Genomic DNA, 23,157 nt, shown 5'->3' on the forward strand with positions numbered 1-23,157 from the left:
GTCGTTTTTTCTTATGAAGTTGAGCCGCCATATTCTGCGGCGCGCCGTTCGCGCCCTTATGGTATATAATTTTTTAGACGCGCGCGGACGCGCGGCGAATTTTTTGATATCTGCGTAAGGGGATGAGGCGATGGGAACGCCGCTTGAGAGGGCCGCGGCCTCCGTCTTTATGATTTTGCTGGGTTACGCGCTGAAACGCGCGGGATTTTTTTCAAAGAGCGACGCGGACACGGTCGCGAAGCTCTGTCTGAATATCACGCTGCCCGCCGCGATCATCACGGGCTTCGGCAGCTATAAGCAGGATTTTTCTCTCTTCGCCGTGATCGCGCTCGGCGCGTTCTGCAACGCCGTCGTGCTCGGCGTGTCATGGTTCATGTCGGTGCGCTCGACGCGGCGCGACAAGATTTTCCACATGTTCGCGCTGCCGGGCTATCAGATAGGGACCTTCACTCTGCCGTACATCGGCGGCGCGCTCGGCCCCTACGGCATCCTCGTCACCTGCATGTTCGACATGGGGAACGCGCTCTTCGCATGCGGCGGGACTTACGCGCTCGTCTCCGCGATGCCGTCGCTCGGCAGCGAGGCGCGGCCGACGATGAAAGAGTTCGTGAAGCGCGTTTTTTCGACGGTGCCGTTCGTCGTCTACATCGTCGCGCTCGTATGGGTGACCTTCATCAGCGGCGTGCCGCGCTGCATAGTCGCGCTCGCGGAGCCGATTGGCGCGGCGAACTCGTTCGCCGCGATGTTCATGATAGGCCTTATGATAGAGATTAAGACGAAGGGCGCGGAGCTGTGGACGGTGTTCTCCACGCTCGCGGTGCGCTACGCCGCATCCGCCGCGCTCGCGCTGCTTTTCTACTTCTACACGCCGTTCCCGCTCGTCACGCGCCAGATTCTCGCGCTGGTCGTATTCTCGCCGGTCTCGGCGCTCTGCCCCATCTTCACCGAAAAATGCGGCGGCGACACAGGCATGGCGGGCTTCGCGGGCTCCATCTCCATCGTCATAAGCGTGATAGCGATGACCGCCTGCATGGCGGTCATGGGGATTTAGCGGCGGCGCATAGGTATAGACTATGTCATTCCGGCAATCCTTTGGCCGGAATCTCCGCGATAAACGTTAGAGACGGCAGAGCGCTTAAACGCTCCGGCGCAGACTCACGTTTCATGCGGGAGGCCCCGGCCTGGAAATCGCCGGGGCGACATAGGGTCTATGTCATTCCAGCAGTCCTTTGGCCGGAATCTCCGCGGTAAACGTTAGAGACGGCAGAGCGCTTAAACGCTCCGGCGCAGCCTCACGTTCTATGCGGGAGGCCCCGGCCTGGAAATCGCCGGGGCGACATAGACTACGTCATTCCGGCAGTCTTCTGGCCGGAATCTCCGCGGCGGACACAAGAGACGGCGGCGCGAGGTTCGTCCCGCGCCGCCGTCTTTATTTAATCGGCTGTTTTTAATATCTCGACTGGTAGACGGTTATTTCGCAGCTCGCGTTTGTGTTGTCCGTCGTCGAGAGCTTTATCTTCGCAGTGCGGCTTTTGCCCGTGTCGTTGCGGTCGACGTCGAGGTGCATGTAGTTGTCGCCGCCGTTCGTATCTACCTTGACGCTGTCGATGGCGCACCACGTTCCGCCCTCGGTGACTTTCGCTTCCCATTTATAGCATGTGCCTACGTCTACAGTCACAGTTTGCTCCGCGGCGTTGACATCGACGCTGTTCGCCGCTATGAGCGGCGGCTTTATCGCGTCGAAGGGGACGTAGAAGGTCGTCGTGTCGGTCATGTAATCCCAGTGAGAGGCGGCGTCAGTCCTTATCCAGAAGGCGTAGCGTTCGCTGGAGGACTGTCCGCTTATCCACTTGAAGCTGAATTTGAAGCCCGTGACGGCGTCGCGCGCACCCGGCGCAATCTGCCACGTCCACTGGTTCACTGGCGAGAAGAGGCTTCTGGAGGCGATGGGCGGCTCTTTGAACTTGTTGTAGGACATGAAGGGATGTCCCGTGGTCTGCGGGCGCGAGAAGGAATACGTCCACGCCGCGCGCTTTGCGCCGCCCAGCCCCTGCGAGCGGTTTTCCACCTGGCAGTCGGAGACGGTGGAGCTTTTTTCATAGCTGAAGCCGCCGCCCGCGCTGAGCCCGCCCGACGCAGCCAAGCCGGAGAAGCCAAAGTTTCCTCCGAAGCTGAACGAAGCGCCCTCGCTTTCCGAGGTCGAGCCTATTGAGCTGTCGGGCTTCGGCACGAGGAGCTCCGCGTTGTTTGTAATTTCCGCACCTTTTTCGTCGACGAGCCAGTTGTCGAAGGAGTAGGAGACGGTATATCCCCATACGAGCGCCGGATAACTGTCCGTCGGGCTGTTGCTTATGCCGTAAACGCCGGAGGGGTTGAGCTGCGCGGACTGCTTCACAAAGTACCAGTCCGTGTCGCGCTCTTCATCGCCGCCCGCCGCGTTGTACGTATGGCAGGCGTAAACGTCGACAAAAATCTTAAAGATATGTCCGTGTACCGTAGATGCGTCGAAGGTCTTGCGGTACATCCGCGATATTTTTTTGAGGTCGTCTCCCGCAGCGTTGGAGGCGTTGAGCGCTTTGGCGACGGCCTGTTTTTCCGCCGCCGTTTCCGCGGCCTGTATGTCGGTCGAGAAGAGCCACTCGATTATGCTTTCCGCCATCACGCGGTCGAGCTCGGCTTCGTCCTCGACGGTTATCAAGTCTTCAAAAAGTATATCGTTGTCGATTGTATCCGTCGGGAAGTCAACGCCTTTGTTCTTTAATTCTTCTTTGGTCACCGGCTTCCAATCTTTATCTATGACCGTGAACGTGCCGTCGCCGTTCTCTTTCAGTCTCCATCCGTACTCATCAAGCTCATGTTCCAGCGCCGTCATCTCTTCGCGGTCTTCGGCCGTCGGCTCGGGGTTGCCGGCGATTTCGAGATATTCGTCCACGCTCACTTCGACGCAGATGTCGCCGCTTGTTACATCGTCGATATCCGCGCTCGTCGGTATCTCGTAACCTATCTTTTCCAGTTCTTCCAGTTCGTCCTTCGGCACTGATATGTATATCGTATCCGGCTCTATGTCCAGCGGCTCGGGCTCTTCGGCGGCGAGGGTCGTGTAGCTCAGCACGTCGCCGTCGATGTTCTTGATGCCGAAGAATTCTACGTAGTCGTAGGCCGGCAGCTGCGTGCCGTCTTCGCTTTCGCCGCTCTCGGGCATGACGAAGTTCGGCTCGAACCCCATTGCCTCAAGGAATTCGTTGACTTCGTCCGCGGTCGCGTGCTCTATGCCGACGGCGTAGCCCGCTTCGAATACGCGGCGAGCGTCGTCCGCGGTCTGGTCGTCTATGCCCTCGCCGTCCTCGTATGAAATGAGGAGCGGCGCGTCGGTCTGCCCGCCGTACGGCGCGCAGCAGGCGAGCGTGTAGAGCGCGTCCGCTAAGCCGCCGTGCAGCTCGCCCGCGACGTAGAGCTTCTCGCGCGCCGTGCCGTCGGAGCCTCCGCCGCAGCCGCCAGCCGCCGCGACGAGCGCCGCAAGCAGCAGAGAGAGGCAGCAGTTTTTGAGTTTTTCCTTTGTAAAAAGCCTGCCCATTGAGTCACGTTCCTTTCCGTCAGTTGGAGTGTACGCCAAGTTTTTGATACGGTTCGGCAATCTTTTGATTTTCGATCATTATATATTTTTTTACCGCGCGGCGCGACGGAGTGGATTTATAGTGGTTTAACTTTACAAGAAAAACGACATAATTTGTCGTCCCGCGCTTGACGCGGGACCTAGCGACTTTTGTTCCATGCGTCGTGTATACACAAGCCGCTGGATGCCGCGTCGGAGCGCGGCATGACTAGATATTGTTTATCTTGTTTATGCGGTTAATTGACTATACGGGGTTTTCCGCTGCGCAGGGCGGTATGCTGCGATTTGCGCCGCGAGCGAAAAGGCCGGCGTTTTGCGCGCCGGCCCGTCTTTTGCGTTATTCAAAAAGTCCCGCCCTAGCGCCTTGGCAGGCGCCCCTCCTCGGGCAGGTATTTCATCGGGTCGAGCGGAGTCCCTTTCGCGTTGCGCAGCTCGAAGTGAAGGTGGTTGCCCGTCGCGCGTCCCGTGCGGCCCACGGCGGCGATTTTGTCGCCCTGTTTGACGTGCTGGCCTACTTTTACGTAGTTCGCGGAATTATGCGAGTAGAGCGACCAGAGGCGGCCTCCGTGGTTTATCACGATGACGCGGCCGTAGCCGCGGAAGCCCGGGCCGTTGTTGGAGACTACTTCGACGACGCCGTCCAGCACGGCGTATATCGGCGTGCCGCGCGGCGCGCTCATGTCCACGCCGTCGTGGCGGCGTCCTTTGCGCTTGATGCCGCGCCCGAGGTAGCCTTCGCGCAGGGGCCATATTACCTCCTGGACGATGTCGGGCGCGCCGCCGGAGAGCATGACCTCGCGGTCCCACGCGCCGCCCTCGGGCGAGGCGAGCTTGCGGATGGCCGTCTCGAGCGGGTCTTCCTGGAATTCCTGGTAGTCTATGTCGGCGGCGCAGGCCGCCGAAGCGACAGCCGCCGTCAGCATCAGCGCGGCGGCGAATATTTTCAGCTTCATAGCTTATCCATCAGGGAGAGCATTTCGTCCATTATCTGCGGGTCGTGTTTTCCGCGACGCGTTTTGAGCGAATGGTCGGCTCCCTCTATCGCGTAGAATTTTTTGCGCTCGTCGGGTATTTTTATCGAGCCGAGGAGCGAGCGGCAGGCTTCCTCGGTGAATACGGCGTCTTCGGTGCCGCGGAAGGCGAATACTTCGCCCGCGCGGACGTGGTCGACCATGTCGGGCGCAACCGTGGAGCGCAGGGTCGAGAGTATGGGCATCGGCATCATTACGCGTTCGGCCTCGGGCGTCGCTGTGAGGCCGGTGCCTGAGAGTATGATTCTGTCGGCGCGCACGTCGGGCAGGCAGGCGAGCAGCAGCGCGATGATGCCGCCGAGCGAGAAGCCCCATATCCAGAGTTTCGCGGGCTTCTGCGCGAGCACCAGGTTGAGCGCGGCGAGGCAGTCGTCGTGCTCTTCGCCGAAGGTTTTGCCGCCGAAGGATTCTTCTATCCAGGCGAGCGGCTCGTCGCATTCCTCGCGGCTGACGGAGACGCGGCCGGTCTCGCAGAGCCACGGCGTGACGCCGCGCGCGGCGAGGATTTCCGCGAGGTGGCGGAATTTGTTCCGGTGTCCGAGGTTTGCGCTGCTGTGTACGCCGTGGAGCAGCAGCGCGTGCGTGCCGTCGGGGCTGTCGGGGAAGAGGCGGCTTACGCGCACGCCGGTGTCGCCGAAGGCCGAGGGTAGTACGGTTATTTCGTCTTTGAATCCGCAGTCCATAATAAAAAAACGAAGAAGGAGGAAAGCCCCCTTCTTCGAGCGCGTGTCTCCGTTATTTGCCCTGGTGCGCGGCGAGGGCGCAGGCAGTGGCGATCGAGAGGAGCTTCGTCTCGGGCGAGTCGGCGCGGCTCGTGAGGATGACGGGCGCCTTGGCTCCGAGGACGATGGCCGCAGTCTTGTTCTCCGCGAAGTAGACTATCGACTTCGCGAGGATGTTTCCGGCCTCGATGTTCGGCACGTGGAGGATGTCCGCGTAGCCCGCGACTTCGGACTTGATGCCCTTGTGCTCGGCCGAGTGCGGCGAGACGGCGTTGTCGAGCGCGAGCGGGCCGTCGATGACGCAGCCCTTGATCTGTCCGCGGCGGTTCATCTGCGTGAGCAGCGCGGCGTCGATGGTCGGCGGCATGTCGGGGTTGACTACCTCGACGGCGGCGAGAGCGGCGACCTTCGGGCAGGCGACGCCGAAGGCGTGCGCGAGCTCGACGACGTTCTTGACGATGTCGACCTTGACCTTGATGTCGGGATACATGTTGAAGGCGGGGTCGGAGACGAAGAATATGCGGTCGTAGCCCTTGACCTGGTGGATGTAGACGTGGGAGAGGGTCTTTCCGCTGCGGAGGCCCTTTTCCTTGTTGAGGACGCCGCGCAGGAAGTTCGCGGTGGCGACCATGCCCTTCATGACTATCTGGGCCTGACCTGTCGAGACGAGCTCGACGGCCTTGAGCGCCGCGGCGGCTTCTCCGCCCTTCTCGTCGACTATTTCATAGTTGGCGAGGTCTACGCCGAGCGAAGCGGCGACTTCCTTAATCTTGTCCTCGTCGCCTACGAGGACCGCGTTGGCTATTCCGGCCTTGCGGGCGCTTTCGACGGCCTCCATGACCTCGGCGTCTTCGGCGCGCGCGACGCTGATCTTCTTCGGTCCTACCGCCCTCGCGTACTCGAGAAGCTGATCAAGATTGCGAATCTGTTCCATATCGATAATGACCTCCCTGTGGTTTTGCGGCCCCGCCGGGGCCTTCGTTTATCTGTTTCCCTCTGCAATTATACACGGAATTTTCGAGTTGCCGCGTCTTTTTACGCAATTTCCTAGGATTTTACTCCGAGCGAAATTATCAGCGTGAAGGCCTTCTCGGGCGGGATGTCGAGATACTCTATGTCGCGCTCGTCGAAGAAGAGGACGAAGCCCGTCGTCGGGTTCGGCGAGGTCGGCACGAAGACCGTGACGCGCGCCGTGCCGTCGGGCATCTCCTCGCGCTTCGAGACGAACGCTATGACGTAGCCCTTGCCGACCGGTATCTTCACCGTGCCGAGGTAGCTAGAACCGCCGCTCGCCGTGAAGGTCTGCAAAATGTCGCGGAACGTAGCGTACCAGCCGCCGATTACGGGAATCTTCGTGATGACGAGCTGCTCCAGCAGGCTAAGCAGCGAACGCTCGCGCCGCCGCAGCTTGCGCCCGATGTAGACGAGCAGGCATACGAGGAAGACGATGATGAGCGCCGTCGAGCGGCGCGACTGCGTGAAGCCGAAGATGAGCGCGCCGAACATCTCGCATAGATAGATAAGATAGTAAAAGACGAATACGAAGAGCGCGAGCGGCAGCAGAGCGACGCAGCCGAGAAAAAAGTCGCGCCCCAGCGTCCGCAGGAAGCCCGCCTCTCCGCCCTTTTTCGTATTTTTCCCTTCGTCCGCCATGACGCGCCTCCGATGCTTGTCAACCGCCCCCGCGCGCGTTATCCTATCGGGAGAAACGCTTTAGGAGGAAGCAGAGATGAAGTCCGACAGAAACTGGGTGTATTTCATCACCCGAATCATCGTCACGATATATTTTACACTCTACCACCGCCTCTCGGTATACGGGAAGGAAAAGATACCGCGCGACCGCCCCGTGATAATCGCCTCGAACCACGCGAGCTACCTCGACCCGCCGGTCGTCGGCTACGCATTCTTCCCCGGCTACCTCAAATTCATTGCGTGGGATAAGCTGTTCAGCTTCCGGCCCTTCGGCGCCTTCCTGCGCGCGATGGGCTCCGTCCCCGTCTCGCAGCAGGACAAGAACAGCTCCGCGGCGCTGCTGCGCCTCGTCATGGGCTTCATCAAAGAGGGCTTCAACGTATTCATCTGCCCCGAGGGGCACCGCACCGAGGACGGACGGCTCCAGCCGCTCGAGGGCGGCGTCGCGATAATGGCGCTCAAGACCGGCGCGCCAGTCGTCCCGACATACGCGGCGGGCACGTGGCGCGCGCTCGCGCCGCACATGCGCTTCCCGCGCCCCTGCAAGCTCACCGTCACCTTCGGCGACCCGATAGACCCCGCGCAGCTCCCCGAAGGGCTGAACGAAAAAGAAAAGCGCCGCTACATCCTCGATAAAATCGAGGAATTCTACAAAGAGCAGGACGCGGCAGACAAGGCGAAGCACCCGCTGCCCGAGCGCGGCGCGGCGTAAAAGCGCGCGGCGCGGTATAATTTACGAAACGTCATTCCGTTCCCGGGGAAGCTTCCGCGGGCAGGGAAAAGCACGGCACAGAAACAGACGGGCCTTTTCTCTGGAAGAAAAGGCCCTTTTTATATACGGAGGGATGAACTCATGGAGGAAAACAGAATCGGCGTCGCCGCCATAATCATCGACAACCCCGACAGCGTGCAGGAAGTCAACGAAGCGCTCCACAAATTCAGCCGCCTCATAATCGGCCGCCTCGGCATCCCATACCGCGAACGCGGCGTCGCCGTCATCTCCGTCGTCCTCGACGGCACGACCGACGACATCAGCGCGCTCACGGGCAAACTCGGGAAAATCAGCGGCGTCACCGTAAAGGCCGCCGTCTCGAAAAAGTAAAGGAGGTGGGGCAAAAATGGCGCTCACCGACACGCCGCGCTCCAACCGCCTGCACATAGCCTTCTACGGACGGCGCAACGCCGGGAAGTCGAGCCTCATAAACCTCGTCACGGGCCAGCAGACCGCGCTCGTCTCCGAGCACGCTGGCACGACCACCGACCCCGTCATAAAAAGCATGGAGCTGTTGCCGCTCGGCCCGATAGCGGTAATCGACACCGCGGGCCTCGACGACGAAGGCGACCTCGGCGCGCTGCGCATAGGCCGCTCGAAAGAGATGATGGACAGGACCGACCTCGCCGTCCTCGTCATAGCCGCCGACACCGCAGGCGACACAACGCGCGAACGCGAATGGCTCGCCGAGCTGCGCGCGCGCAAAACCGCCGTAATAGGCGCGCTCAACAAAACTGACAAACTCGCGGAAGACGAAGCCGAAGCGCTGCGCGCGAAGCTCGAAGCCGAGCTCGGCGTGCCCTTCGCGGCAGTATCCGCGAACGACAAAACATGCCGCGCCGCCCTGCTCTCCGCGATAGTCAAACACGCGCCGTCGGACTTCGAGGCCCCCGCGCTCACGGGCGACCTCTACGCCCCCGGCGCGAAAATCGTCCTCGTAGCGCCGCAGGACATACAGGCCCCGAAAGGCCGCCTCATACTGCCGCAGGTGCAGGTAATCCGCGACATCCTCGACAACGGCGGCAGCGCCTTCGTCTGCACCGCCGACCGCTTCCGCGAAACCCTCGACGCGCTCAGAGAACCGCCCGCGCTCGTCATCACAGACTCGCAGGTCTTTGCGCAGGTCGATAAAATCCTGCCGCGCGAAGTGCCGCTCACCTCGTTCTCGATAATCATGGCGCGCGCCAAGGGCGAGCTCTCCGTCTTCATCGAAGGCGCGAAGGCGATAGAAAAACTCGGCCCGCACGACAAAGTGCTGATAGCCGAAGCTTGCACCCACGCGCCGCTCAACGAGGACATCGGCCGCGAAAAACTCCCGCGCTGGCTGCGCAAAAAAGCCGGAGAAACGCTCTCCGTAGATATAAACGCAGGGCAGGACTTCCCCAAAAACCTGAAAGACTACGCGCTCATCCTCCACTGCGGCGGCTGCATGTTCACACGCAAACAGCTCATGTCGCGCATAATCGAAGCCCGCGAAGCCGGCGTGCCGATAACGAACTACGGCGTAGCGATAGCGCAGCTCAACGGCATCCTCGACAGAGTGACGGAGGTTTTTAAAAAATAATAAGACAAGAAAAGAGGGCGGCTATATAATGCCGCCCGAACTGTACCGGGCCAGCAATGCGGGGTGCATCCACAAAGCGGCCGGCTTGAGATTATTGGAATGTGCAATTTTACCACGGAACGATTTTTCCCGGATTCAGTATATTATCCGGGTCAAAGGCAATCTTCACACGTTTTATCAAATCTATCTGTGTTGAATCAAGAAAACGAGCAACGTCATGCGCGCGTTTCAGCCCGACTCCGTGTTCGCCTGTAAGCGTGCCGCCGAGCTGCGCCACAAGGTCGTACAAAGCGTACTTAGCGTTGTTGATAATATCCTTCCACTGCGGAGTTTCGTCTTCAAGATAAAGGGAAACATGCATATTGCCGTCTCCCAAGTGGCCGTATGCGGCATATTTAACGCCGCACTCGCCGCAAATCCGCTGCAGCCCCTCCATGAGCTCCGCGCAGCGGCTGGTCGGCACGACTATATCTTCGTTCGCTATCTGTACAGGGGCGTAAGACCATACCGCTTCCGCGATGCTCTTGCGCCCCTTCCATAATTTATCCTTCGTGGTTCTGTTGTCCGCGACGTAAATTTCCAGAGCGCCGTTTTCCATACAAATGTCGCCTATTTTTTCAATTTCATCCGATAAACTTTCCCTATCGTTGCCTTCAAACTGAAGAATCAAATGGGCGTCAGCCTCATGCGAAAATGGGAATTTAGTCTGTAAATATTGTTCAGTCAGCAACATAGACTGTTTATCTATAAATTCAATGGAACTTGGCACAGCCTTACCGCGCGTCATAATTTCAGGGACGGCCTTGATCGCCTGCTGCACGGTCCCGAACGGTACAAGCAAATCAACAATGAATGAAGGGCTCGGCATAAGCCTCAGGATAATTTTAGTTATTATGCCAAGCGTCCCCTCAGAGCCCACCATAAGATGCACGAAATCATACCCTGTGACATCCTTGCGCCTTTTTCCTCCAAACTGGGTAACTCTTCCGTCAGGAAGTACGACCTCAAGGCCCAGAACATGACTGCCAGTCGCTCCATACTTTATGACCTTATTACCGCCCGCGTTTTCAGCGACGTTGCCTCCGATAAAAGAGACATCTCCGCTGCACGGGTCGCCGGCATAGAGAAGATGCTTTTCAGCCGCGGCTTTATTTATCTCAGAAGTGACGACGCCGGGCTCGACCGTAATAGTCAAATTATCCAAGTCCAGATCGAGGATTCGATTCATGCGCTCTAAGGATAATTCTATGCCTCTGTACGCGGGGACAGCGCCTCCGGAAAGCCCCGTGCCTGCGCCGCGCGGAGTTACTGGTATTCTATGGGAGCAGGCGTATTTCATCAGGGCTGATATCTGTTCTGTATTTTCAGCAAAACAGACGACGTCGGCCGTGTACTTTTTATCAAGAAGATGCGGAGCGACCTCGTCTCTGGAATAAGCCTCAACCTTCTCTGCATCGGCAGAAACGCCGGAGACACCGAATATTGCAGTCAAATCCTCGACAGTCTGCGACGTTACCTTCGAGAAATTAAAATTATATGCCGTCATATCCTTTCCTCCCTTTTAATACGGTCGATAAGCATGGGAACAATGTCCATAAGATCGCCGCAAAGAGCCACGTCGGAGACCTTAAATATCGGAGCGTCCGGATCTTTATTAACGGCTACTATTTTCTGCGACGTCTGCATACCGGCAAGATGCTGCACGGCACCGGATATGCCGATTGCAAAGTACAGCTTGGGAGAGACTACCTTGCCAGAAAGGCCGACCTGATGCCGATACGGCATCCATTTAGCCTCAACGGTCGGACGAGAAGCTCCGATTCCTCCGTCAAGCAGTTGGGCTAGTTCCTCAAGTATCTTGAAATTTTCAGGACGGCGCAGTCCCTTGCCTCCTGCAACAACCACGTCTCTGTCTTGTATATTCACATCGTCCGCCCCGCTTGACTCCATCGATAAATTTTCTATGCGGCTTGAAAATACATCGGCCGGCGCGTCGTAATATATGACTTCGCCGCATCGTTCCGCCGCGGCCGGCACGCGGAACGTTTTGGGACGGACTGTCGCCATCTGAGGCACATGGTCCGGCGTTTTTATCGTCGCCATGACGTTGCCGCCTATCGCCGGCCGCGTCTGCAGCAAAAGTCCCGAGGCCTCATCTATATCAAGTTCCGTGCAGTCCGCCGTCAGTCCCGTATGCACCATCGCAGCCACAGCGGGCAGATAGGTACGCCCGGCAGTCGTCGCGGGCGCAAGCACTATTTCTGGAACAAATGAAGTTATAACATGGGAGACAGCCTTTGCAAAAATTTCTTGATTGAAAAATTCAAGAGAAGGATTTTGAACGACTATGACCTTATCCGCTCCGTATTTAAAAAGTTTGTTGACATCGTCGCCTAAAGTGCAATAACACAGCAGGCATGATACTTCGGTGTTCTTTTTATCGGCAAGCTCCCTGGCCTTGCCTATAAGCTCCAATGTTACGGAATGAATTTTATTTCCCCTAACCTCTCCGCAGACCAGCACCCCGGATGCGATTGTGTCGTTTCTCAGCATTGGCCCATCCTCCCAGCTATATGACCGACATTCCGCGCAGCGTTTCGACTACCTTCTCAACGCCGGCGCTGAGTTCTTTCCCTCTGTAAAACTCGGTTTGACGGAATAATTTAGGATGCTCGATCTTCACAACTCTGGTAGGCGAGCCTGTAAGCCCCGCTTCTTCTTTGCGGATTTCAAGATCTTCCGCACTCAGAACGGCGACCGGCATCCTTCGAGCGCGCTTTTTCCCGCTAAGCGTCGGCATCTGCGGCTCGTTTATGTTGTTTAGTACCGTAAGAAGACACGGAAGCTGTATTTTCTGCGTTTGTCTCCCGTCTTCTATACTGCGTTCAGCAATAATATGCGAGCCCGTAAATTTTATAGAACTTACATAAGTGGCGCACGGTATATTTAAGAGCGCAGCAACCTCAGGCCCGACCTGCCCGGTCTCCCCGTCGGTCGCTTTCTCCCCGGCCAACACGACGTCGAAAGGCCCAAATTTTTTGAGTGCTTTGGTAAGCGTAAGAGACGTCGCCCAACTGTCAGCACCGGCGAACAAACGGTCGGAAAGCAATACGGCGCTGTCGGCGCCTAAAGACAGAGTTTCTCTCAAAGCCCATTCGGCAGACGGCGGCCCCATTGAGATGACGGTGACTTCGCCGCCGAAATCATCGCGGAGCGCAAACGCCGCCTCCAAAGCATTAAGGTCAAGAGGATTCACAATGCTGTTTGCGCCATCTCGTATCATGGTCCCCTTTACAGGATCCATTTTAACGTCGTCCGAGTCCGGCACCTGCTTGATAAGAACGGCTAGCTTCACTGACGCTCACCCTTTTCTTGATAATATTGAAATTCTCCACGATGTACTAAAACTTAATACATCAACCTAAAAAATATAGGGGTTTATAATTTGTATCCAAAAATATAATAGCCGATTTCTCATGAATTTACAACTATAATCAAAAAATTTTTATGTATATTTTTGTATCCAAACTCTTGTAATTGTCTCTCGACACTGTTATTATATTTGACGTAGATTTTATGCAGCAAAAGTTACTATATTGGAATTGACGCCAGGACTCCAAGAAAATTGCAATCAGTGTTTTTCACTGCCGTTACAGGCGGTGTCATACCTAAATCCAATTGTCAAAGGAGAGAGTGACATGGTAAAGAATCGGCAATTTTTATCAGTTTTTGCGCTTGCGGTCTTGTCTATCTGTCTTTGCACACAGCACGCATCCGCCGCAATCAAAATGAAGGTCGCGTATGTCGTTCCGGAAGCGCAATCCACGCACGTAGCCGCGGTGGAATTTTTCAAACCATACGTTGAAGAACACACAAACGGAGAGATTATTGTCGAGCTATATCCGAACGGACAGCTTGGAGGCGACCGGCAGGTAATTGAAGCCGTCGGCCTGGGAACGATACATATGACAATTCCTGCCGTCGCGGTATTGTCCGGCTTCGATGAACATTTCCAGGTTTTCGACCTTCCGTTCTTATTTAATTCCAGAGAAGAAGCTTACAAGGCGCTTGACGGCGAACTTGGCGAAAAGCTCAATGCCCTGCTTCCGCCTATCGGTCTGAAAAATCTCGCTTATGCGGAAAACGGTTTCAGAATGGTAACGAACAACAGAGGCCCCGTGGCGAAGCCAGAGGATTTAGCCGGTCTGAAAATACGCACGATGGAAAATCCGATACACATAGCGACATTTAAGGCATGGGGGGCAAACCCGACGCCAATCAGCTTCGGCGAGCTTTATACCGCGCTTCAGCAGAAAACGGTGGACGCAGAAGAAAACCCGATTCCGCTTATATATACATCAAAATTCAACGAAGTACAGAAATATTGTTCGCTGACCGGTCATGTATACGCCGCGACATTGCTTCTAGTAAACGACGCTTGGTTCAACGGTTTGTCGCCCGAGCATCAAAAGGTCTTGATGGAAGCGGCTGCGATATATCGTACCGAACAGAGAAAAATATCGGCACAGCAGGACATCGAAATGATTGAAGAACTGAAAAAGACAGGCATGCAGATCAACGAGCTGACGCCGGAGCAGAAGAAGGCTTTTGCGGATTCAGCTTCATCAGTGTACAGCGAATTCGCTGAATCCGTGCCTGGAGGACAGGATCTCATAGATTTAGCGCGCAAAGCTATCGAATCTAAATAATTCAAATTCATATAAAATGAGGCCGAGCCTAAATTTCATAAAAAAGGGAAAAATAAAGGCGGGCCTCATTTTTTATAAGAAGGTGAGAGGAGTGCGTGAGTCGTGACATTAAAGAAATTATGGGATCATTTGGAAGAATATATTCTTGTCTACAGCATGATGTTCTCTGTCGCGCTTGTTTTCCTTCAAGTCATAATGCGTTACGTTTTCAGCAGTTCATTGTCATGGAGCGAAGAACTGGCAAGGTACTTGTTCTTATGGCAAATATGGCTCGGCGCTAGCTACGCAGTGAAAGAACGCAAGCACCTGCGTATCGAGGCGGTTCAGAGTATGATCAAATCCGCCAGCGGAAAAATCCGTTTCGAACTGGTCGCGTTATTTCTATGGCTGGTTTTCAGTATCTTTATGGTTTATAAAGGAGGAGAGCTTGTAAAGCTTTTATTCATTCGCGGTCAAGTATCTCCAGCCATGCGTGTTCCTATGGCGTACGCCTACGCGTCCGTACCTGTCGGCTGCCTCCTTATGTCAGTACGGCTGATAGCGGAAATCATGACTATGTTTAAGGAATATTCATTATCAGAAGGAGGAACAAAGTAATGGCCATATTGGTGCTTTTCGGTTCTATGACGATTTTCCTCGCCCTTTCGCTTCCGATAGGCATAGCGCTCGGGATGTCCACCGCTATCGCCCTCGTCTACACAAACTCCATACCCTTGATAATGATAGCGCAGAATGCGTTTGCGGCGCTCGACTCGTTCCCGCTGCTCGCGATACCGTTTTTTATGCTGGCAGGCTCGCTTATGAGCTACGGCGGTATTTCCAAGAGGCTTGTATGTCTTGCCGAGGCGATGGTTGGAGCAGTCCAGGGCGGGCTCGCGATGGTAACTGTCACTGCATGTATGTTCTTCGCTGCAATTTCCGGTTCAGGACCTGCGACAGTATCCGCCATTGGCTCATTTATGATTCCGGCCATGAATGAAAAGAAATACGACCATGATTTCGCAGCCGCGCTTACGGCTGCGGCAGGATCTATCGGGGTTATCATCCCGCCGTCCATTCCGTTTGTTATTTACGGAGTAGTCTCCGGCGTATCTGTCGGCGAGCTTTTTATAGCGGGTATCATCCCAGGCATCATAATCGGATTCTCTCTGATGGCGCTTTCAAGCCGTGTAGCGAAGAAGCGTGGTTATCCAATCTCACACAACCGTATGCCAGTTTCCCAGGCTCTTCGCGAAGCGTTGTGGGCGCTTCTCGTGCCGGTGATTATTCTCGGCGGCATATACTGCGGCATATTTACGCCTACAGAGGCGGCGGTTTGCGCTTCCGTCTACGCCATCATCATAGGGAAATTTGTTTATAAGGAACTCGATTTCAAGACTACATACGACGCTTTTAAGGATGCCGTTCTTGTAAACGGAGCCACAACGTTTATGATCGGGCTCTCCATGTCTTTCGCAGCCTTTTTGACGATGGAGCAGATACCGGCGAAAATCTGTAGCTGGATGCTGTCTCTCTCGTCGAGCCCTGTCGTGATATTGCTGATAATAAATATATTCCTCCTTATCGTAGGATGTTTCGTCGACAATATTTCTTCTATGATAATTTTGACCCCGATACTGCTTCCGATAACGAATCAAATAGGAATAGACCCTGTACATTTCGGTCTGGTAATGACTGTAGCACTTGCCACAGGTTTCGTAACGCCGCCGTACGGAGCGAATTTGTTCGTAGCTTCGGCAGTTTCTGGCGTCAATATGGTCGATCTGTCCAAAGCCATAGTGCCTATGATTATAGTGATGGTGCTGTGTCTGTGCCTGTTTACCTATGTACCGCAGATCAGCATGGCGCTTGTCTGGCTGTTAAGATGACGGCCCGGCTGCCATAATGCACAGCCCGATATCCATACGCTGCGGAGACTGCACACTCAGCGCCGCCTTCCCGGATTGGGTCAAAGTCCACAGCGCGGCTCCGCGGCAAAATCGTTCTTCAATTCAAAATATAGAAAAACTGACAAGTGAAAGGCTGCGTGCTTCTAATCTGTCAGATGTCCTTGCTAAGCACAGAGGGCGGACGCTTATAATATGCGACGATATTACAAGGCCGACGCCTGTATGCAGCATCATGCCTGCTCTCTCGGCATATCTGGAAGAGCTCGGGATTAAACTGTGCGCGCAGCATGTTTTATTCGCTACCGGGACGCACAGGGCCGTCACCGATAAAGAGGCCGAAGTGAAGCTCGGACGACTTTACGGGAAAATCGCATGGTCATGCCACAGCCAGGACGCAGAGATTACCGACCTTGGAGCGACCAAGGGCGGCATACCGATACGAGTAAACGCTATGCTGGGCAGGTTTCAATGTATAATAGGAATTGGCAGCGTTTTTCCGCACCGTTACTGCGGATGGTCCGGAGGAGGCAAAATAATTCTGCCTGGGATCAGCAGCGCTGAAAGTGTGGCCGCGACACATTGGCTGCCTTCGCGCGATGGCGGTATATATTTAGGCAGTAAGTCGAACACGGCGCTAACAGAAATTATGGACGCGGCAATAACAGCCGGGCTTTCGTTCCTGATACAAAGCATTTGCAGCGGCGACGGCGCTGTAAGCGACATCGTGGCAGGAACGCCGGAAGAAGCGCATCGTCAAGCGATAGCAAAAGCTGAAGAAAACAGCGGAGTCCACGTCTGCGAATCCGATTTAATAATCGCGTCGGCGTGGCCGGAGGATATTGATTTGTGGCAGGCGGGGAAAGCGCTTTACAGCGCCGAGAACATTGTGCGGAAGGGAGGGAAAATTCTTCTTGTCGCCGGATTGCGTGAAGGCGTAGGAACGCATACCCGTTTCGCAGATTTAATCAAGCTGGGCCGCAGGAAAACACTCGAATATAATGGCTGTAGTGATACAATGCTTTCAGTTGAGGCAGCGGCGGCCTATGTGACGCGGAATGTTATGGAGAAGGCCAATGTATTTTTGCTGACGTCATCAGAGTATGCGGAAGAAATACAAAAAACAACAGGCATAAGAACTTTTGAGCGAATAGATGAAGCTCTTGGAAACATGCTTACGCCTGACATAAAAGACGTCGCTGTACTCCATCAGGCGCCGTTTATCCTTCCGCTAAAACAATAAAAAGGAGCTTGAAGCGCTATGTGTCCTGTAGTAAGCCTGGCAGATAAGGCATATTTCTCCATCAAAAATAAAATTTTGCGCGGCGAGCTTCAGCCCGGCTTCCCGCTGAGAGAAGAACACTTGTCCGAGATGTTCAGCATCAGCCGGACGCCGCTCAGAAAGGCATTAACGCAGCTTCTGGCGGAAGGCTTTTTAATCAAAGGACGAGACCGCACGTTGCGTGTGCCGTATATAACCGTCTCAGAACTCCAGGACACGATGAAGGCGCGAAAACTTCTTGAAACTGCAGCTGCGGCAGAGGCATGCAAAAATTGCAGCAACGACGATATATCCCGTCTTGAGCATATTATCGACGACGAACGCGAAGCGTGGCTGGTGCATGATAATTTTGTGATTCTTACTATGGACAGCCTCTTCCATAACTTTATCGCACAAACATCTAAGAACAAGATATATGCTGAATTTGTCGAAATTCTCGGATATAAGGCGGCGCTTTACCTTGCATTGAGCAATACATTGACAGATGAAATCAACTATGCTTTGGAAGAGCATAAAGCAATATTGAACGCATTCAAGCTGGGACTGCCGGACAAAGCCGCAGACGCAATGAGCAGCCACATTGAGAATGTCGAAAAACGTATCTTTGACGTTATAAAAAAAGAAAAAGGCAGGAACTTGAATTTTAATTTCTAAATATCTTACATAGCCGATTCCTGCTATGCTTTCGTTGCATACAACATGTATGAAGCAAGGGAATATTTTATGGAGGATTTTACAATATGGTTCATGACTTTGATTTCAGATACCAGCTCAGCACAATGGCGAAAGAAAGGCTCGACCCTACCGAAATAGGAATCATGATAAAACTCGCGATAAAGCACAACGCAATATCGCTGACCGCTGGCGAGCCGTCGGCAGACCTCTACCCTACCGATGAACTGAAAAGCGCGTTCGCAACTATGTTCGACGATCTGTCGCTGCTCGGATACGCTAAGGAAGACTACGGCCTGCGCGAGCTGCGCGACTGGATAACGGACAGAATGCGCGCCGACGGCATGATACCCGACTGGGTGACGAGCGACAACATCCTGCTCACGAACGGCGCCGGCGAAGCTATAGAACTGGTCGCCGAGACGCTCATCGACCCCGGTTGTACCGTACTGGTCGAAGCCCCGACGTTTACGGAGACGTTGCTCACGTTCCGCAAACAGGGCGCGAACTGCGTCGGCGTACCGTCGGATGACGACGGGATCATTCCGGAGGAATTCGAAAAAATACTAAAAACGCGCAGTGTGCGCTTCCTCTATACGATACCGAACTTCCAGAACCCAAGCGGACGCACCTCGCCGCTGGAGCGCCGCGAAGCTATACTCGACATAGCGCGCAAATACGACATCCCCATATTTGAGGACGACCCATACCATTATTTGAGCTACGACGGCGAGCCGCCGGCAACCTATATAAAGCTCGCTGGAGACGACAGACGCGTGCTGCACTCCAACAGTTTCTCGAAGCTGGTCGCGCCTGGCGTGCGCTGCGGCTGGCTCGTCGTGCCGGACGCAATAATCCCGCACCTAAACGCATTCCGCGTCAGCGCCGGACTGACTCGCCCAGCAATTCTGCAAAAAGGTCTGCACGCGTACCTTTCGTCGACGGATTTCGGCAAGCGCGTCGAATTTCTGCGCGCGGCATACCGCGAACGTCGCGACGGCATGATGCGCGCGATAGAAAAACATCTCTCGCCGCTCGGCGTGCGCACAAACTTCCCGAAAGGCGGCTTTTTCATCTGGGGAGAGGCTGACTTCATCGACGACATGGCTTCGTTTGCACGCTTTGCCGTAGAACAGAAAAAAGTCGGAATCATCCCAGGCAGCGCATTCTACACGATAGACGAGGCAAAGAACGACCGGCACTCTTTCCGCCTCTCGTTCGCAAAGGTCGCGCCGGAGACGGCCGACGAAGGGGTGAGGCGGCTCGCGGAAGCATTCAGGGAATACGCGGCACGTTAACTCAGCGATATCTCAAAATGTAAAGTACAGCGAAAAAACACGGAGCTGCGGCCGAGGACGCCGTCGCTCCGTGTTTTTTGAAAAATCTGTTTTTCTGTAATATCGCCGGGCGCGTATATTTTCAGCGCGCGATTTCGGCCGACGCCGCCATTTGCAGGAAAGCCGCCTGTACGCCGAGATAGGCCTCCTTAGGGTCGAACCATTCGTTTATGCTGTGATTCGCCCCGGCTCTGCCGCCGCCTCCGACGCATATCGCGGGTATGCCGCATCCCATAGCGGCGCTTGCGTTGGTCGGACAGCTGCGGTCTATGGCGGGCGTCATGCCGAGCGCTTTTATCGCTTCCGACATACTGAGTACTATTTCAGCGTCTTCCGGCATGACGGCGGCTGGGATGTCGACCAACTCCGCCGTTTCGTATGTTATATCGCGAGCTTCACAGCGCGCGTTTTCTTCTTCGACTCCGCGCGCGAGCGCCTCGTCTACGGCGTGATCTAGCTTTCGCAGCTCCGCGGCGCTTTCAGAACGATAGGTCGCGATAAGTTCGGCTTCTTGCGGCATGGCATGGACGCCTGCCTCCGTACCCGCGTGGAAATTTGTAACTGAGAAGGTCGTCTTCGGTTTTTCCGGCAGTTTTAGCTCCGCCAGCGCAGACATAGCGCATATCGCGGCATGCACGGGATTTCCGTTTCTTCCGTAGGCGACGTATGCGTGTCCGCCGCGCCCTTTGAATATGAACCGCCTCGTCCTTATGCCCGGCCCGCCGCAGACGACCACGTTTGAGTCGGGACCGTCTATAGACAGACAGCTTTCGACAGCCGGATGTCTTTCAAGGAAATATGAAATCCCAGCGCATCCGCCTATCCCCTCTTCACGAACCGTTGCCAGGAAGACAATGTCTTTTTGAGTTCTTACGCCGCATTTTACAAAGGCTTCCGCAATCGTCAGAAGCGCGGCAAGTCCGCGCGCGTCGTCTGATATCCCTGGGCAGTACAGAAGCCCGTCTTTTTCCGTCACTTCTTTTGCTGTGCCGAACGGAAATACGGTATCCATGTGCGCCTCGACTGCGACGCATCCGCCGCCGTTCCCTGGCAGCGCTGCGGATACGTTTCCCATTTCGTCGCGCGTTATATCTTTTAAACCCAGTTTCGTAAAATGCGCCAAAATCAGCTCGGCGCGGCCCTCTTCGTGAAACGTCGGGCTTTCAGCGAGCGCTATCTTCTTTTGAAGCTCCAGCGTTGCGCCGTCATTTTCCTTAATGAAGCGGAGCGCGCCGCGCACGCCCTCGTCTTTGAGGACGCGCGCGAACGCCTCTTTTATTGCAGCTTTTTCAGCCATTTTAGAGCCAGCCGTATTTCTCCGCAGCCATACGCACCGCAAAATAATTTTCGAGCGGCGTGTCTTCGTATATCGTGCAGCCCGGCCCAAGCATAAAGCCGCGGCCGCCGGAGCTTTTCACAGCTTCGTGGACATGCGCGTAGAGTACGGAATACTCAACTTTGTTGAGGAACTGCTCTTCGTTTATGCCGCCGATGAGACACTTATGCGTCAGCTTTCTCGCCTCCGCAAGCGTCGGACCGCACCATCTGTCGTGCCAGTTTATGCAGTTCGCCGGATAGTCCGCGAGACGGCGGAACATAGATTTTGCCGGTTCCGGCGTGAAGCTGTGGATGTGGACGACGTTGAACCAGCTGCGCCCGTCCATCGCGCCGAACACCTCGCGGTCATATTTCTCGCCGAATTCGTCGTATGCAGCGTCGTCCATAAATTTATAGTTGGCGAGCTGGCTTGCGAAGAAGAAGCCGCTGACGCCGGCGTCCAGGTTCGCGCGTACGAAAGCCGCCGTAGTCTCCGTGATCATCGCGAGCGCACTATGGACGCGCGCCGGACATTCCGACATAAATCTTTTCAGCGCGTCCCAGCCGACGAGTTTATAGAGCGTCGTGAGCGGGCTGAATATCGTGTGTATCACAGGAGCTTCGTCTCTGTGCGCGCGCATTTCGTCAAGCATCATCTGCGCGTAGCGGAGCTGTTTGCCGTATGTTCCCTGCGTCACGTCGAGCGGGCGTATCTTTTCCCAGTCATCCGGCGTTTTTATAAATTCTTCGTCGACCTTCGCCCACTGATCCGGCAGGTTGAATTTTTTTATTTTTACGCCGTAGTCTTCGACTCCGTACAGTCCGTAGGGCATGAGCTTCACAAAGTCGAGATCCATCTCGTCGTAGAACTTGTAATGCGCGGCGACGAGCGCGTCCGTGTCCTGGTCGACCGGCGTGAAGTGGGGCCAAAGGCCGACCGGTATCCTGTCAACGGCCTCGAAGTCAATCGCGGCGCGCACTCTCTCCGTCTTAGTCATTCTCGCCATATTACGCCGCCTTCACGAGTTAATAGCCTATGCTCGCGGCGATGTAGACTGCGACGAGACCGATTACGAACCATATCGCTACTATCGGGAAGACGAACTTGACCCATTTCGCATAGGGTATCTTGACCATTGCGATATACGTCATCATGCTTGCGCCGGTCGGGTAGATGATATTGGTGAATCCGTCGCCGAGCAGGAATGCAAGCACCGTCGTCTGGCGCGAAACGCCTACGAGGTCGCCGAGCGGCACCATTATCGGCATCGTCACGCTCGCCTGTCCGGAGCCGGACTGTATCGGGAAGTTGATGAGAGTCTGCGTGATATACATGCCTATCGCAGAGAGCTGGTTCGGCAGTCCGCCGATCGCAGTCGCGCAGGCGTTGATTATCGAGTCGCGGATGCCCGAGTCGTTCATGATGACGGAGACCGAGCCGGCACAGCCGACGACGAGCGCGCCGAGGACCAGCATTTCGGCTCCGGCCGTGAATTCCTTCGCTATCTTGTTCATGCTGAAACGTTTGACGACGCCGGAAAGGAAGCCGATGACGATGAAAAGCGCAGACATTTCGGCAAACCACCAGCCGCCGTTGCCTACGCTGTAGACGAGCCACGCCAAGCCGCCTATGAGTATGACTACGACGACCCAGTCGCTCGCCGTAAATTTCTCCACTTCGTCGAAGTTGAGCTGATTCTTGCCTTTTTCATCGCGCTCAAGATCAGCGACGATGCTTAACTCAGGATTTTTCTTTACCTTATGAGCGTAGAGCATCAGATAGGCGCAGGTCGCGACAAGAAGAATCGCAAGAAGCACTGCTCTGAAGGTCATACCGGAATAGAGCGGCAGCTCGGCTATCGTCTGCGCGACGCCTGTGTTGAACGGGCTGGTCAGTCCGCACGAGTAACCGGCTACCGCGCCGAGCCCTATCATGCCAGTACCTGTCAGAGCGTCGAATCCCATGCTTCGGGCAATAGCGACGCCGAGCGGCACGAAGAGCACAAGCTCCTGCGACATCGCCATCGTCGTACCGAACGTGGCGAATAGGCAGACGAAGATAGGTATGACCCAAACCTCGTTGCCGGCGAAACGCCGCGCCGCTCCGACGGAGATTTTCGTAATGACGCCCGTCGCCGTGATTATCTGGAAAGCGCCGCCGATTATCAAAACGAAGAAGATGACCGACGCGTTATACTGCATACCTTTGATGAACGACTCAAAGAAACCGCTCAGCGTGCACGGATTTTCTTCGATAAGATGATACGAACCGGCTACGACCACCGTGCGTCCGCTCGCGTTCACCGCCGTGTCAAACTTGCCCGCGGGTATGACGTAGGTCAAAAGCGCCGTGACGATTATTATCGACACGAAGACGACCAGCACGTGCGGTATCCTTGATTTTTTCTCTGCTGCATCCGACATTCTCAAGAACCTTCCTTACAATAAAAATCTCATGAAAAACATTCACGGAGCCGAAAAGCTCGCGCCACATTCTAGTATGAGGGCTAAATTAAGTCAAATGTATATTTTATAATTTTTTCATATAATGTTTAAAAAT

General features: G+C 55.2%; 21 protein-coding genes. 10 read left to right on the forward strand and 11 right to left on the reverse strand.

Annotated features, from left to right (window positions below; all coding sequences use genetic code 11):
• Window positions 1-130: 130 nt before the first annotated feature.
• Window positions 131-1,051: a hypothetical protein gene (locus ABGT66_RS01435; RefSeq protein ID WP_346688319.1), complete on the forward strand. Its 921-nt coding sequence runs from the start codon at window positions 131-133 to the stop codon at window positions 1,049-1,051.
• A gap of 396 nt (window positions 1,052-1,447) precedes the next feature.
• Here the strand turns inward: ABGT66_RS01435 and ABGT66_RS01440 are convergent, their stop codons facing one another.
• The 5 genes from ABGT66_RS01440 to ABGT66_RS01460 all read right to left on the reverse strand — a co-directional run bounded on the left by ABGT66_RS01440 (window position 1,448) and on the right by ABGT66_RS01460 (window position 7,019).
• A complete protein-coding gene (locus ABGT66_RS01440) occupies window positions 1,448-3,574 on the reverse strand; it encodes a BACON domain-containing protein (RefSeq protein ID WP_346688321.1) in 2,127 nt (708 codons plus the stop codon).
• A gap of 395 nt (window positions 3,575-3,969) precedes the next feature.
• Window positions 3,970-4,566: a M23 family metallopeptidase gene (locus tag ABGT66_RS01445; protein ID WP_346688323.1), complete on the reverse strand. Its 597-nt coding sequence runs from the start codon at window positions 4,564-4,566 to the stop codon at window positions 3,970-3,972.
• Entirely contained in the window at window positions 4,563-5,327 is a 765-nt protein-coding gene (locus ABGT66_RS01450; protein WP_346688324.1) for a hypothetical protein, read from the reverse strand. The genes ABGT66_RS01445 and ABGT66_RS01450 overlap by 4 nt, the downstream gene beginning before the upstream one ends.
• Before the next feature lie 52 nt (window positions 5,328-5,379).
• Window positions 5,380-6,300 carry a phosphate butyryltransferase gene (gene ptb, locus ABGT66_RS01455; RefSeq protein ID WP_303148160.1) on the reverse strand — a complete coding sequence of 307 codons (921 nt, stop codon included), beginning with the start codon at window positions 6,298-6,300 and terminating at the stop codon, window positions 5,380-5,382.
• Window positions 6,301-6,413: 113 nt separating this feature from the next.
• The gene (locus ABGT66_RS01460) at window positions 6,414-7,019 is read right to left on the reverse strand and encodes a DUF502 domain-containing protein (protein WP_346688327.1); all 606 of its coding nucleotides are present in this window, start codon (window positions 7,017-7,019) and stop codon (window positions 6,414-6,416) included.
• 76 nt (window positions 7,020-7,095) lie between these two features.
• Here ABGT66_RS01460 and ABGT66_RS01465 point away from each other — a divergent pair, with 76 nt between their 5' ends.
• The 3 genes from ABGT66_RS01465 (at window position 7,096) to hydF (ending at window position 9,394) form a co-directional block, all read left to right on the forward strand.
• Complete coding sequence (locus tag ABGT66_RS01465; RefSeq protein WP_346688328.1) at window positions 7,096-7,770, forward strand: lysophospholipid acyltransferase family protein; 675 nt, start codon at window positions 7,096-7,098, stop codon at window positions 7,768-7,770.
• Between the two features lie 141 nt (window positions 7,771-7,911).
• Complete coding sequence (locus tag ABGT66_RS01470; RefSeq protein ID WP_303148168.1) at window positions 7,912-8,160, forward strand: TM1266 family iron-only hydrogenase system putative regulator; 249 nt, start codon at window positions 7,912-7,914, stop codon at window positions 8,158-8,160.
• Window positions 8,161-8,176: 16 nt separating this feature from the next.
• Window positions 8,177-9,394 (forward strand): [FeFe] hydrogenase H-cluster maturation GTPase HydF, encoded by a 1,218-nt coding sequence (gene hydF / locus ABGT66_RS01475; protein WP_346688330.1) that lies wholly within the window; start codon window positions 8,177-8,179, stop codon window positions 9,392-9,394.
• Between the two features lie 109 nt (window positions 9,395-9,503).
• Here the strand turns inward: hydF and ABGT66_RS01480 are convergent, their stop codons facing one another.
• The 3 genes from ABGT66_RS01480 to ABGT66_RS01490 are packed head-to-tail and all read right to left on the reverse strand — an operon-like array spanning window position 9,504 to window position 12,749.
• Window positions 9,504-10,940, reverse strand: coding sequence for an FAD-linked oxidase C-terminal domain-containing protein (locus ABGT66_RS01480; protein ID WP_346688332.1), 1,437 nt, complete (start codon window positions 10,938-10,940; stop codon window positions 9,504-9,506).
• A complete protein-coding gene (locus ABGT66_RS01485; RefSeq protein ID WP_346688333.1) occupies window positions 10,937-11,947 on the reverse strand; it encodes an electron transfer flavoprotein subunit alpha/FixB family protein in 1,011 nt (336 codons plus the stop codon). The genes ABGT66_RS01480 and ABGT66_RS01485 overlap by 4 nt, the downstream gene beginning before the upstream one ends.
• Before the next feature lie 16 nt (window positions 11,948-11,963).
• Complete coding sequence (locus tag ABGT66_RS01490; RefSeq protein WP_346688335.1) at window positions 11,964-12,749, reverse strand: electron transfer flavoprotein subunit beta/FixA family protein; 786 nt, start codon at window positions 12,747-12,749, stop codon at window positions 11,964-11,966.
• A 343-nt stretch (window positions 12,750-13,092) separates the two neighbouring features.
• Between ABGT66_RS01490 and ABGT66_RS01495 the strand changes: the two genes are divergently transcribed.
• The 6 genes from ABGT66_RS01495 (at window position 13,093) to ABGT66_RS01520 (ending at window position 19,241) form a co-directional block, all read left to right on the forward strand.
• Entirely contained in the window at window positions 13,093-14,103 is a 1,011-nt protein-coding gene (locus ABGT66_RS01495) for a DctP family TRAP transporter solute-binding subunit (RefSeq protein ID WP_346688336.1), read from the forward strand.
• A 102-nt stretch (window positions 14,104-14,205) separates the two neighbouring features.
• Window positions 14,206-14,700, forward strand: coding sequence for a TRAP transporter small permease (locus ABGT66_RS01500; protein WP_346688338.1), 495 nt, complete (start codon window positions 14,206-14,208; stop codon window positions 14,698-14,700).
• The gene (locus ABGT66_RS01505; protein ID WP_346688340.1) at window positions 14,700-15,971 is read left to right on the forward strand and encodes a TRAP transporter large permease subunit; all 1,272 of its coding nucleotides are present in this window, start codon (window positions 14,700-14,702) and stop codon (window positions 15,969-15,971) included. Before ABGT66_RS01500 ends, ABGT66_RS01505 begins: the two co-directional genes overlap by 1 nt.
• A 16-nt stretch (window positions 15,972-15,987) precedes the next feature.
• On the forward strand, window positions 15,988-17,232 hold the full coding sequence (locus ABGT66_RS01510; protein ID WP_346688342.1) for a lactate racemase domain-containing protein: 1,245 nt from the start codon (window positions 15,988-15,990) through the stop codon (window positions 17,230-17,232).
• Window positions 17,233-17,250: 18 nt separating this feature from the next.
• Complete coding sequence (locus tag ABGT66_RS01515; protein WP_346688343.1) at window positions 17,251-17,925, forward strand: GntR family transcriptional regulator; 675 nt, start codon at window positions 17,251-17,253, stop codon at window positions 17,923-17,925.
• An 86-nt stretch (window positions 17,926-18,011) separates the two neighbouring features.
• A complete protein-coding gene (locus ABGT66_RS01520; RefSeq protein ID WP_346688345.1) occupies window positions 18,012-19,241 on the forward strand; it encodes a PLP-dependent aminotransferase family protein in 1,230 nt (409 codons plus the stop codon).
• A gap of 121 nt (window positions 19,242-19,362) precedes the next feature.
• On the opposite strand, the gene ABGT66_RS01525 is transcribed toward ABGT66_RS01520, so the two are convergent.
• The 3 genes from ABGT66_RS01525 to ABGT66_RS01535 are packed head-to-tail and all read right to left on the reverse strand — an operon-like array spanning window position 19,363 to window position 23,021.
• Window positions 19,363-20,577, reverse strand: a complete 1,215-nt coding sequence (locus ABGT66_RS01525) for a M20/M25/M40 family metallo-hydrolase (RefSeq protein ID WP_346688346.1) — start codon at window positions 20,575-20,577, stop codon at window positions 19,363-19,365.
• A gap of 1 nt (window position 20,578) precedes the next feature.
• A complete protein-coding gene (locus ABGT66_RS01530) occupies window positions 20,579-21,604 on the reverse strand; it encodes a uroporphyrinogen decarboxylase family protein (protein WP_346688347.1) in 1,026 nt (341 codons plus the stop codon).
• A gap of 19 nt (window positions 21,605-21,623) precedes the next feature.
• On the reverse strand, window positions 21,624-23,021 hold the full coding sequence (locus tag ABGT66_RS01535) for an AbgT family transporter (RefSeq protein ID WP_346688349.1): 1,398 nt from the start codon (window positions 23,019-23,021) through the stop codon (window positions 21,624-21,626).
• Between the last annotated feature and the right edge of the window lie 136 nt (window positions 23,022-23,157).

The sequence above is a fragment of the uncultured Cloacibacillus sp. genome, assembly GCF_963926575.1.
GTDB lineage: Bacteria > Synergistota > Synergistia > Synergistales > Synergistaceae > Caccocola > Caccocola faecigallinarum.